Source organism: Flavobacterium caseinilyticum (genome assembly GCF_004349085.1).
Classification (GTDB): Bacteria; Bacteroidota; Bacteroidia; order Flavobacteriales; family Flavobacteriaceae; genus Flavobacterium; species Flavobacterium caseinilyticum.
Genome location: NZ_SMFM01000009.1, coordinates 108,566 through 121,168 on the forward strand (window position 1 = coordinate 108,566; position 12,603 = coordinate 121,168).

The following is a 12,603-nucleotide window of genomic DNA, read 5'->3' on the forward strand; positions in this document are numbered from 1 at the left end:
TTTTAAATTAATTAAGAATATTTTATTTAATCATTTTCGTTTTCCTTACCGTGTTTTATTATCATATTTTGCTTCCATTTTATATACCATTTTTGATGGTGTAATGAAAGTAGAAAATACAATGCGCAAGCACCTATTATAGCTATAATAAACATATCTAATCCTACCGCAACACCAACTGCTGATGTACACCATACGGTTGCTGCTGTTGTTAATCCGTGTGATGTTCCTGCAGTAGAATTGCGATAAATAATTCCAGCACCTAGAAAACCAACGCCTGTTACAATATTTGCAATTACTCTTGAAGTATCCGCTGGGTTATTTACCAAATGGGCTGTAATAGCTGTAAACAAAGTTGCGCCAATACATACGGCTGCATACGTTCTTATTCCTGCATCTTGACAGTGTTTTTCTCTATCTAAACCAATAAATCCTCCTAATAAAAAGGAGACAATCAGTTTGGAAACAATAATTAATTCTGCATTTATATCCATAATTTATATATTACATTATATAAAACGATTTTGGCTTTTCTACAATTGGTAAATCTGTATCGCCTATCAATTCTTTAATATTTATTTCTATTGTTATTGCAAGACTTGTCATTGGAATGTCGGTTGTTACATTTTCGAACGGATCTTGTAATATAATTGCCGTTCGTTCTATGGCTATAAATATTATAGGTATCAAAGCTGTTAAAAATATTTCTACTAAAACATATTTATCATCTAACCCAAATGGTAAAAGCGTGGCAAAAACATAAATAAAAAAATGTACCAATAAGCTGTATGATTTTGGAAAAACGGTGTTTTTAATACGTTCGCATTTTCCCATAGAGTCGCACAAGCGACTTAAAGTACTGTCAATCTGTATTTGCTTGAAATCGCTAATTTCTAGTTTAGATAGTGCTTCACTATGTTGATTAATTATTGCATTTGGGATGTTGTTTTTTGATAATTTATGTTCTTTAACATAGTCGTATACTTTTTTTGAATACGATAATTTTCGCAACGATTCTCCTAAAACATAACACCAAATTATTTGACGGTACGCAAAATCCTGCACAATTTTAGTGTCTTTTTCTGGTAAAAATTGCTTTACTTGACGTATTAAAGTTCTTGAATCGTTTACTATTGCACCCCAAATTATTCTTGCTTCCCACCATCTTTCATAAGCTTGGGCTGTTCTAAAAGCCAGTAATAATGATAATGCAGTTCCGATTATGGCACTCATAGCAATTGGTATTTCTATTTTTGACAGAAAACCGTACTGGTCAGCAATTCCTACTACTATAGCATAGATTAGAATGGCAGTTATGTCAAATTTTATTTGTTTCAAAAATGTGAATATTGATATTCTTTTATTTAATAGCATAAATTAATTTTTTAATTATTTAGACAAAATCCATCTAGAACAAAAACATAATCATTTATAATTAATTACTTTGTTTCATCTTACCATTTTTGAATCGTTCACTCGCAGTTTGGTAATAAGAAACAGTTAATTTTTCTAAATCAATTAAATTTTTATTTTCTATTTTTTTCATTATTTTCTTTTCTGCATCCCATATATAATTATTTACTTTTTTTCGGTCATTTATTTCTGTAAAATATTTATTCTTTAATAATCCTAATGTTCTATAATTTCCAATTAAAGCTCTTTCTTCATTAGGTTTCATTATATTAATATCTTTGCCATAAAGTTCTGTTTGATAATTCCAATTCAAATATCCAAATACTGTTGGCATTAGGTCAATTTGCGATACAAGTTTATTGATTTTTTGTTTTTGATTATTCAAATTGTAAATCATTGCTGGAATATGATGATTTTCAATATTTATTTCCCATTTACCAGCACTATTGGCACAATGGTCAGCAACAATTACAAAAATTGTATTTGAAAACCAAGGTTTTGTTTTCACTTTTTTGATATATTGTCCTAAAGCAAAATCAGTATATTTTACTGCACTTTCTCTACTTCCTTGTACCATATTTATTCTTCCATTAGGAAATGAATAGGGTTTATGGTTAGATGTTGTCATTATAAATTGAAAAAAAGGTTTGTTTTTTTTTGAATTTATATTGGCATATTTTATAGATTGAGTATAACTATCTTCATCACAAATTCCCCAAGCATTTTCAAATGTTACTTCGTTGTCTTCTATTGCAAATCGTTTTGTTTTAATATTATCAGATAGCGGATTTCCTCTGTTTCTATCTATTATATTAAACCCTTGACCGCCAAAAAAAGTGTTCATATTATCAAAATAGCCATCGCCTCCATATATAAAACTTAAATCATAATTTTTCTTTTTTAATATCGTAGCTATTGAAAATATACTTTCATTATTTGGTCTTCTTACAATACTGTTTCCTGGTGTTGGTGGAACGCAGAGAGTGAGTGCTTCCATACCTCGAACAGTTCTTGTACCTGTAGCATACATATTAGTAAAGAATATGCTGTTTTTTGCTAATGCTTCATAATTAGGTGTTAGATTTTGTTGGTTTCCAAATTGTTTTAAAAAATCGGCACTAAAACTTTCAATAGCAATTAAAACTATGTTAGGGGCTTGTTCTTTTGAGCCACTTACGTTTCTTGTAATCGCATCTTTTTCTTGATTTGTAAATTCTTGATTGTTTTGAAGCAATTCCTTTTTTACTATTTTATATGCTTCTTTGTTAGGCAATGTTTTATAAAATGTTGTATAATCTAACTCGTTTGAATGCAATGCTGAAAAAAAAGAGAAAACACCATTTTTGCTTAATTCATTTTCATAATTATTGATGCTCCATTCTGCAAGTTTATTTTTTGCAAAAAAAGCGAAAAGTAATGTTACTAGTAATAAAGGTAAAACATTAAAAAGCCTTTCTTTAAATTTTGGTTTTTCTGTGAATGTTTCCCTAAAAACATTTTTCTTCTTATAAATGACATATATAATGAAGATTAAAGTAAATAGAACCAAAATTATTAATGGGATTGGATAGGATTGATTTATATTTTCAAAAACTTCGTAAGTATATATTAAATAATCAACAGCAATAAAGTTAAACCTTGTATTGAATTCCTCCCAAAATGGAAATTCCGCAACAAAAGAAAAAATACTAATGAATAGTAAAATACCCATTAAAAAATAAGTAATTACCTTATCAAGTATGCCACCGACAAGTTTTGAAGGTAAAGCAAGTAGATATGAATAATAAATTGTAGAAAAAAACAAAGCTACTGATAGGTCAAAGAAAAATCCTAAACTGAAAATTTTGATAATTGAAATAAGAGAAAAATCAATATCATCAAATGATAAAGCATAAAGGGAAATTCTTATCCCGAAAGAAATCAGAACATAAGTTGATATAAATGAATATAGTAATGAAAATCGTTTGTTAAATATATTTTTCATTTTTTTAAATTGTATTTTTAGTTATGAGAATCCAGAGACCATTTCTCCTTCATCTTTTATTAAAAGAAATGTACTTCCTAAAAGCATTGCCTAATCGGTTCTACTGCCTTGAAATAGTTTTCAAAATCATCAATGATACTGGCAGTTTGGGATAGGTTTAAGTTTTTTAAAGACTTCATTGCAGATGTTGGGTATTTCTTTCGTTTTAGAATGTTTGTAACCTTTTTATTTTTACTATATATAAAACATAAGTATTTGATTTTAAATAAAAAGAACTATTTATTCCCAAAGTTGTGGGATTTTTTTCCTCTGTTTTTTATTAACCCATTTATTCAATTTATAGGAAAGATAAGCTGATCCGCTTCCTATGATTGCGCCAGCTAACACGTCACTTGGATAATGAACACCCAATACCATACGAGAATAGCTTACTGCACTTGCCCACGCAAACGAAGGAGCAATAATGTACCATTTTGGATACGCCATACTCAAGGAAGTGGCAGTTGCAAAAGCTAAAGAAGCGTGCCCTGATGGGAAAGAAGGTCCGGTTGCTGTTGTAACTTGCTCAATATCTGGATAAGTTACAAATGGTCGTTCTCTATTTACTGTTTTTTTTAAAGCAAATGTTATAAATCCTGAAGCCAAAAAGGCTTCTCCAATAAAAATAGCTTTCTTTTTGACTGTACTATCTTTCATTATCAATCCGACAGAGTACATAATAATTGGAGTTCCAATACTTACAGGAGCTAGACTATTTGTAATTCCTTTTGATGCTGGATCCAGTGATTTGTTCCTATTATGATTTATGTTTCTTAAAACATCAATGTCTAAATTCTGGGCATTTGCAAAGTTTATGCAAAAAAACAACACCGCTAAATTGGTTATTTGTAACAAATTTATTTTGTTTTTCATTCTTCTGTCTTTTTAATCAAAATTTTTATAATGCAAATGGATACAGAAAACAATACTCATTTATGTTCTACTTTTTAATGCTTGTGCTCTAGATCGTGCGAACAGCCGTTTTATTTATCTTCGGCAGACATTTCTTTCGCTTTAGCGTTTATGAACATCATCAGAATGATTTTCTGAATCATTGTGAATAGAACAACCTGATTGTTTGTTTGGTGATTTATTTTTTCTTCCTGTCTGCACCAAAGCTGTTTACTGTTTGCATCATATTTGTGTTGGTGTTTCTTTTTTAGTTATTTATGATTATGTTCTAAATGGTTTTTATTTTCTTCGTGTTCAATTTTTATTAATGACATTTTGCAAACAGGACATTTTCCAGAAATGTCATAAAATTTCCCTTTTTCACATTTCATAGGGCATTCGTAGACTATCTTATGGGCTTCTGCCTTTTTGTGAATATGAACCTTTTGTACTTTTTTCTCTTCTTTACAGGAAAAAACAATCGTCATTATTGCAATATTTATAATTCCTAGTATGATTAATTTTTTCATCAAATTAGATTTAAAATGTTTCTTAAATTATATAAAAGAGAGTGCAAATAGGAATTATTTAAAACCCTAATTTGATCCTTCGTTAATGTTATTATGAAAAAATGGTAGCCATTCCAAGCAAACCTGAAAGCATTAATACACACTTCCAACAATTGAGTCTTTTGTTCATTTTCTAAATTTTTTATATTAAATAGTTATTTAAAACTGGCAATACTATTAATAGTCAGTGCCACAATAATTGTATTGAACGCAAATGAAATTAGACTGTGCAACAAAACAAATCTTCTGATAACCTTTGAGCTTACTTGGACATCTGAAACTTGAAATGTCATACCAATTACGAATGAGAAATAGGCGAAATCAATATAATCAGGCTCCTCCTTACAAGGAAATTTGATACCTCCAACATTACTACCCGTTTTTAATTGATTATGGTCGTGATATAAGTGTGCATACCGAATTGTAAAAATTGTATGAAGCAATGTCCACGACACTAAAATGGGCGATAATGAAACGATTGCATCAAATATTCTGTTAAAGGACGATTCTTCTGTACCTTTTAAAAGAAGTAAAGTACCAAACAAACTAACACAAACAGCAATGAGCACTATCGTAAAAATCACTTTAAGTCCATCATCCTGACGATCTACCACCTCACATAGATCTTTATTTGTGGTAGTAAAAAACAATGCCCAGCTAAATATAATTAGAGAAAGACAAAAGATATCCCAGGATAAAATTATCCTGTTTTTAATATCAATTTTAAAAAACAGTAAAATGAAATACAACAATAATGATAAGGTAAGACAAATTATTATCTTTTTTATTCCGCTAGTATTTCGCAGAAAACTATATTTTGTTGTTTTCATATTCAGCAATTAATGATTTTTCTAATATTATTTTGGGGGCATAGTCTTCATCAATTAATTTACTATCACAACCGCCAATACAAATAATACTAGCAGTTTTAGATAGTCTTAAATTTTCTAATTGCCCATAACGTTTTAGGATATTTTTTATCACACTTCGTTCGATTCGAGCTATTGTTGTGAATAAAATTTACTAATGCTTCTTAAACTACTTATTAATGTGTATGCTCACCGCCACCTTTCATAGCAGACAGTAAATAAAAAGCTCCTTTAATTACAATTTTTGCATCGGCAGGAATTGCTTCAACAAATTTCACTTCGGTATACCCTAAATCTGTTGTTCCTGGTACAACTTCTATTGCTTTGAAATGTACTTCGTTGTGTCCTTCTTCCTCGCCAACAGCTTCTTCAGAATGTGCTTCGCCTTCTTTGTGTTCGTGAGCTTCTGCTTTTTTACCTGTGGCTTTTTCTTCGTGTTCTTCTTGGATATAGACAAAGTATTTATCTCCATTTTTTACAACAGCATCTTTGGGTAGGGCAGGGACGGTTGCATTTTTAATATTGATATTGGCAGAAACATACATTCCAGAAATTAAATCTTTGGAATCAGCTGGATTAATTTTGGCGTGAACAGCAACGGTTTTGCTTTCATTTGAAAAGGATTTATTGATACCAAATATTTTTCCTTTAATGGATTTGTTTCCTTGATTAGTCAAAATAAAGTCTATCGTTTGCCCCACAGAAATTGATTCCAAATCTTTTTCATAAACGTTTAAGTCCAAGTGCATCTGGCTATTATCCACGACTTCAAAAAGGGTTATTCCTGTTTCGGCAAATGCTCCTTTGGCAATGCTGATTTTTCCAACATAACCGGATATTGGTGAAACTATCGGTACCAAACTTGATCCGCTTGTACTCATATTCAGGGCTTGCAATTTGTTTTTTGCAGCTTTTGCTCTGGCTCTTTCAACAGCTAGTTTTGATTTTACTTCCTGAAGTACTTTTCTAGGGTTTACATTTTCATCAGTTAATGTCTTCTGGCGATTGTATTCTAATTGCAGGTATTCAATATTGGCAACAGCCGAATTATAATCTTCCTGCATTCCAACTACTTCTAAATTTTGAATAGTTGCCAGTACTTTTCCTTTGTTTACATACGTGCCTTCTAAAACAAAAATATCCTTAACCGTTCCTCCAATTAAGGTTGAAATGTTAGCCATATTTTGTGGTGGAACTGTCGTATATCCATTGGCTTTAATCACTAAATTAAGATTCCTGTTTTCTACAGAACCTGTTTGAATACCAACTGTTTTGAATTGTAAGGCTGTTAATGCTACTTCGTTTTCTGATTTTTCTTCTTCGTGACCTGCTTCTTCTGTTTTCTTTTCTCCACAAGAGGTGAGAAGTAGTAAGAATAAAGTATTAAGTATTAAGAAAATTTTGAATTTTGAATTTATATTTTTCATTTTGAGAAATTTTATTTGTTAGAAATAGATGGAAATTGCAATTGAATAGCACTTTGATTATAAGCATTGGTAGCTTCGGCATTTTGCTTTTTGATGTCGATAGCCTGATTCAAAAAACTGATGTAATACCAATAACTCATATCACCATTGGCATAACTTTTTTGAGCCGTTGCAATTATTTGTTCTGCATATAGCAAACCTTCCTTTTGATAATAATCTAATGCTTTTTGTTGCTTTTCGAAATCATTTTTCAATTCCTGCATTTGTAATTTCAAAGTCAATTTATTTTTGTCTAATTCTAATTGGGATTGCGAAATACTGATAGCAGATGCTTTAGCTTTAGCTGAATTTACCCCACCAAATAAAGGAATTTGTAAACCTGCCGTAAACCCTTGAAAATAAGATTTGGTATCAATGGTTTGTCCAAAATAACCTAATCCTAATTTTGGTGTTCGCAATGCTTTAAAAGTATTGGCTTCTTTTTGATACACCGAAATTTGCTGTGTATAATAATCGGTTACCAACGTTTCTACTTTGGATTGGTTTTCATTCGGTTGAAATGAATATTGCATTGGCGTTGTACTATCGGGTACAATATTCTCTTCCGTTTGAATAAAAAATTGTAATTGTTTTTGGTAAATTGCCAAATCAAATTCGAGTTGCGCTTGCTGTGTTTCTATTTCTTTTGACTTTGCTTTGGCACTGATTACTTCAATTTTTCCGCTTTCGCCTGTTTCAAAACGTAGTTCTGCATTCTTTAGGAATTTAGAATAAATTTCCAATAAATCTGCATTTAGTTTTTGTACAGAAACACCATATAAATATTGATAGTAGGCGATTGTTACTGCTTTTTCGATTTCATATTCGGATAATGCTTTTCGTTTTTCAGCTAGTTTCACCAATTCTTCCTGCAATTGACGATTGGCTTTTGTAATTCTTCCAATTGGAAAATACTGCTGTATCGAAACATTGCTATCATAATATTTACTATTGAATTGCCCACCCTGATATTGCACTTGCAAAGGATCTGCTTGAAATGCTGTCTTTTTCAGAACCGTTTGTTTCTCAATTTCCTTATCAGCAATCTTTAAATCAATATTATTGGTTTTTGCAATTTCGATAGCTTTTTGTAATGAAATAGGCTGGCTATTTTGAGCAAAAGAAAAACTACTTATCAATAAAACTATTAGGGTAACGATTGGTGTTTTTATTTTTCTTCTTGCTTTAATTCCTTTTTCAAACAATAAATAAAGTATTGGTAAAACAATCAACGTCAATAATGTAGCCGATAATAATCCTCCAATAACAACCGTTGCCAATGGTTTTTGTACTTCAGCTCCACCGCTGGTGGATAATGCCATTGGCATAAATCCTAAAGACGCAACAGCAGCTGTCATTAAAACAGGTCGTAACCGTGTTTTTGTACCCATTAAAACTCTTTGTAATGGATCGGTTATTCCTTCAGATTTCAATTGATTGAAATAAGAAATCAATACAATTCCGTTTAACACTGCGATTCCGAAAAGGGCTATAAATCCAATTCCTGCCGAAATACTGAAAGGCATTCCCCTCATCCATAGTGCGAAAACACCTCCAATGGCTGATAATGGGATGGCGGTAAATATTAGCAAAGATTGTTTCATACTATTGAAAGTAAAATATAGCAGCACCATTATTAATGCTAATGCAATAGGTAAAGCAACCGAAAGTCTTTTAGTAGCTTCAATCAAGTTTTCGAATTGTCCTCCATAAGTAACATAATAACCTGGGGGAAGTTTGAAATCTTTATCAAGTTTAGCCTGAATTTCTTCGACAACGCTTTTTATATCTCGACCACGAACGTTTAATCCAACAGTAATTCTACGTTTACCATTCTCACGAGAAACCTGAACAGGGCCTTGCTCATAAGAAACCGTTGCTACTTGTGATAGTGGTACTTGTTGTCCGTTTGGTAAAGGAATAAATAGATTACTCACATCTGTAATATCTGTTCGGCTAGCTGCATCCATTCTCACCACTACATCAAATCGTTTGCTTTCTTCATAGATTTTACCTGCGCTTTCTCCTGCAAATGAAGAGCGGATGATTTGGTTGATATCGGTAATATTCAAACCATATAATGCAATTTTATTGTAATCGTATTTTACAGTAATTTGCGGTAAGCCTGTTACTTTATCTGCTTTTAAGTCTCCAATGCCTTCAATATTATTGACTTTAGCAATCAATTCTTTGGCTTTAGTATCTAAAATTTCTAAATCATCACCAAAAATTTTAATGGCTATATCACTTCGGCTTCCGGTCATTAACTCGTTGAATCGCATTTGAATTGGTTGTGAAACTTCAATATTAGCACCTGGAATGGCTTCCATTTCTTCTTTCATTGCATTGGCTAAATCTTCCCAATTGTCGTAATCACCTGTCCATTCACTTTTGTCTTTAAGTACAATAATCATATCCCCACTTTCTATAGGCATTGGATCCGTTGGAATTTCACCACTTCCAATTTTGGTTACTATGGTTTTAATTTCGGGAAATTTAGCTTTTAGAATTTTTTCATATTCTGTGGTTGTTTTTACCATTTGCGAAAGCGAACTTCCGGTCATAATTGTAGCATTTAAGGCTAAATCTCCTTCTTCAATTGTTGGAATGAATTCGCCACCCATATTTTGAAAAATTACTAGCGCCAATACAAATAGACCTAATGAAATTGCCAAAACTGCTTTTTTGAAACGCAATGCTTTTTCTAAAAACGGGGTATATATTCCCTCGAACCAAGCCATCATTCTATCACTAAAATTGGTTTTGTGTTCTGTATTTTTGGATAAGAACATCGCACTCATCATTGGTACATAAGTTAAAGACATAACAAATGCACCTATTACTGCAAATCCTACTGTCATTGCCATTGGTCGGAACATTTTACCTTCTGTGCCAACTAATGCCAGGATTGGCAAATACACGATTAAGATAATTATTTCCCCAAAAGCGGCACTGTTTCTAATTTTGGAAGCCGATTGATATACCTCTTCATCCATTTCAGATTGGGATAAATCTTTTTTTCTTTTGAGTTTTTGCAAATGATGCATTGTTGCTTCGACAATTATAACCGCACCATCGACAATAATTCCAAAATCGATTGCTCCTAAACTCATTAGATTTCCGCTTACTCCAAAGGTATTCATCAAAATCACAGCGAAAAGCATTGATAATGGAATTACAGATGCTACAATTAGTCCTGCACGAAGATTTCCAAGAAATAAGATCAATACAAATATTACTATTAATGCACCTTCCAATAGGTTTTTAGTAACAGTTCCTATGGCACTATCTACTAATTTTCCTCTATCGATAAAAGCTTCAGCAACCACTCCCTCTGGAAGAGTTTTGTTGATCTGATCCATTTTTTCTTTTACTCTATTGACAACTGCACTTGAATTTTCTCCTTTTAGCATAAGAGCCATTCCACATACAATTTCTCCTTTTCCGTCTTTAGTAGATGCCCCATAACGTAGTGCTACACCTTCTCTAACTTCGGCTACATTTCGAATTAAAATAGGTGCACCGTTTTTATTGGCAACCACTATATTTTCTAAATCTTTGATGCCTGTAGCCATACCAACACCACGAATGAAATAAGAGTATTGGTCTTTTTCAATGTAAGCACCGCCTGTGTTTTGATTATTTTTTTCTAAAGCCTCAAAAATATCGGTAATGGTTATTCCTAAACTATTTAGTTTATTTGGATTAATAGCCACTTCGTATTGTTTTAATTTTCCTCCCCAGGTACTGACTTCGGCAACACCTTCAATACCCTGTAATTGTGGAGTGATAATCCAATCCTGAATGGTTCGTAATTTTACGGCATCGTATTTATCTTCATAGCCTTTTTTGGCATATACATCGTATTGATATATTTCTCCTAGACCTGTAGAAATAGGTCCTAATTCTGGAGAACCTGCATATTTAGGTATGTTTTCTTCAGCTTGCTTTAAGCGTTGAAAAATTTGCTCTCTTGCCCAATATATATCTACATCGTCTTTGAAAACAACAGTTACCACAGATAATCCAAAACGAGAAATGCTTCGTAATTCAATTACTTTTGGAATCGTTTTTACAGCTTGTTCGAGTGGATAGGTAATTAATTGTTCTACTTCCTGACTTGCTAAAGTAGGGGCAGTAGTAATTATTTGTACTTGATTATTAGTTACATCTGGCAAGGCATCCAGCGGTAAATTTTTAATAGAATAACTTCCCCAGGCTATAAGCACAAGGGTAAATAAGAGTATAATGAACTTGTTCTTTATACTAAATTGTATGATTTTGTCTAACATTGAAATATTATAATGAATTAGAAATCAGCAAATAGAATATTTGCCATTATTTGTGAAAAGGTCACAATTTTCTAACCCGAAATTACTCGGGCATCATTATGCTATTTGAGGCGGTTGCCAAATACTTCCGAAGAAATTGGAAGCAAAAATAGATTTATAGAATGGCTCTTTGGTTTTTATAACCGCAGAAATTAAAGGAAAATCGAATTTAATTGGAAAATGACTTAATATTTGCACTCCACAACAATTGCAAGCGCAGAAAGGAGAACACAAATCTTTTTCTTTATTGTGGGAATGGTTTTCTTTATAGGAGGAAAGTTCCTTTGATGTATGTACCAAACTATTTACTTCCAAATCAGCACAAGGCAAAAATGAAAGTGCTGTTAGATAAATTGATAGTATGAGGTTCATCCATTTCACTAATACAAAAGTAACAATAAAATTTATATGATTTAGGGATTAATTAATTTTTATTATTATATTTTTATTTAATACGAAATATTTATTGGTCTCAAAAATAGTTAAAACTATGCACTTTAGTGCATTTCGCTTTTAGCTTCTAAAAATGTACTTTTGGAGTATGGATTTTCAAAGGTCAAATGGGCATACAGTTTCGCGCTTAACAGTTCATGTAGTTTGGGCTACCAAGTATCGTTATGCAGTTTTGCAAGGAGATATAAAAGTTCGTTGCCGAACAATTTTGATACAAATTTGTGAAGCAGAAGGGCTTCAAATTTTGAAAGGAGTTGTGTCTAAAGATCATGTTCACATGCATATAGAATATCGTCCTTCTCAAGATGTAAGTAGTTTGGTAAAGCTAATGAAAGGCCGTTCTTCAAGGAAGTTGCAAATGGAATTCCCAGAATTAAAGAAAAGATATTGGGGGCGTCATTTCTGGGCAATTGGTTTCGGATGTTGGAGTACAGGTAATATAACAGATGAAATGGTAAATGAATATTTGGAACATCATAGAAATCCAAATGAAAATGGTAATGACAACTTCATAATAGAAGATTAAAGGTTTCGCAACCTTGCAGACTTTCAGTCTGCCAAACCAAATCTATGGACTTTCAGTCCATA

11 protein-coding genes are annotated in these 12,603 nt (G+C 31.9%); 1 reads left to right on the forward strand and 10 read right to left on the reverse strand.

What is annotated here, in order from left to right:
* Window positions 1-26 precede the first annotated feature (26 nt).
* The 10 genes from E0F89_RS15220 to E0F89_RS15260 all read right to left on the reverse strand — a co-directional run bounded on the left by E0F89_RS15220 (window position 27) and on the right by E0F89_RS15260 (window position 11,934).
* Complete coding sequence (locus E0F89_RS15220) at window positions 27-494, reverse strand: MgtC/SapB family protein (protein ID WP_086452997.1); 468 nt, start codon at window positions 492-494, stop codon at window positions 27-29.
* Between the two features lie 10 nt (window positions 495-504).
* Window positions 505-1,374: a bestrophin family protein gene (locus tag E0F89_RS15225; RefSeq protein WP_131910601.1), complete on the reverse strand. Its 870-nt coding sequence runs from the start codon at window positions 1,372-1,374 to the stop codon at window positions 505-507.
* Between the two features lie 61 nt (window positions 1,375-1,435).
* Window positions 1,436-3,397, reverse strand: a complete 1,962-nt coding sequence (locus tag E0F89_RS15230; protein ID WP_131910602.1) for an LTA synthase family protein — start codon at window positions 3,395-3,397, stop codon at window positions 1,436-1,438.
* A gap of 279 nt (window positions 3,398-3,676) precedes the next feature.
* On the reverse strand, window positions 3,677-4,309 hold the full coding sequence (locus tag E0F89_RS15235; protein ID WP_086455356.1) for a phosphatase PAP2 family protein: 633 nt from the start codon (window positions 4,307-4,309) through the stop codon (window positions 3,677-3,679).
* 290 nt (window positions 4,310-4,599) lie between these two features.
* On the reverse strand, window positions 4,600-4,857 hold the full coding sequence (locus E0F89_RS15240; RefSeq protein ID WP_024981664.1) for a heavy metal-binding domain-containing protein: 258 nt from the start codon (window positions 4,855-4,857) through the stop codon (window positions 4,600-4,602).
* Between the two features lie 194 nt (window positions 4,858-5,051).
* The gene (locus E0F89_RS15245; protein ID WP_086454894.1) at window positions 5,052-5,726 is read right to left on the reverse strand and encodes a DUF1345 domain-containing protein; all 675 of its coding nucleotides are present in this window, start codon (window positions 5,724-5,726) and stop codon (window positions 5,052-5,054) included.
* Window positions 5,707-5,880, reverse strand: a complete 174-nt coding sequence (locus E0F89_RS17185) for a hypothetical protein (RefSeq protein ID WP_165930050.1) — start codon at window positions 5,878-5,880, stop codon at window positions 5,707-5,709. The genes E0F89_RS15245 and E0F89_RS17185 overlap by 20 nt, the downstream gene beginning before the upstream one ends.
* Window positions 5,881-5,941: 61 nt before the next feature.
* Window positions 5,942-7,192: an efflux RND transporter periplasmic adaptor subunit gene (locus E0F89_RS15250; protein WP_024981662.1), complete on the reverse strand. Its 1,251-nt coding sequence runs from the start codon at window positions 7,190-7,192 to the stop codon at window positions 5,942-5,944.
* An 11-nt stretch (window positions 7,193-7,203) separates the two neighbouring features.
* Window positions 7,204-11,523: a CusA/CzcA family heavy metal efflux RND transporter gene (locus tag E0F89_RS15255; RefSeq protein ID WP_086454895.1), complete on the reverse strand. Its 4,320-nt coding sequence runs from the start codon at window positions 11,521-11,523 to the stop codon at window positions 7,204-7,206.
* A gap of 96 nt (window positions 11,524-11,619) precedes the next feature.
* A complete protein-coding gene (locus tag E0F89_RS15260) occupies window positions 11,620-11,934 on the reverse strand; it encodes a DUF6660 family protein (RefSeq protein ID WP_225872936.1) in 315 nt (104 codons plus the stop codon).
* A gap of 169 nt (window positions 11,935-12,103) precedes the next feature.
* Here E0F89_RS15260 and tnpA point away from each other — a divergent pair, with 169 nt between their 5' ends.
* Entirely contained in the window at window positions 12,104-12,541 is a 438-nt protein-coding gene (gene tnpA / locus E0F89_RS15265) for an IS200/IS605 family transposase (RefSeq protein ID WP_131910622.1), read from the forward strand.
* Window positions 12,542-12,603: the final 62 nt, after the last annotated feature.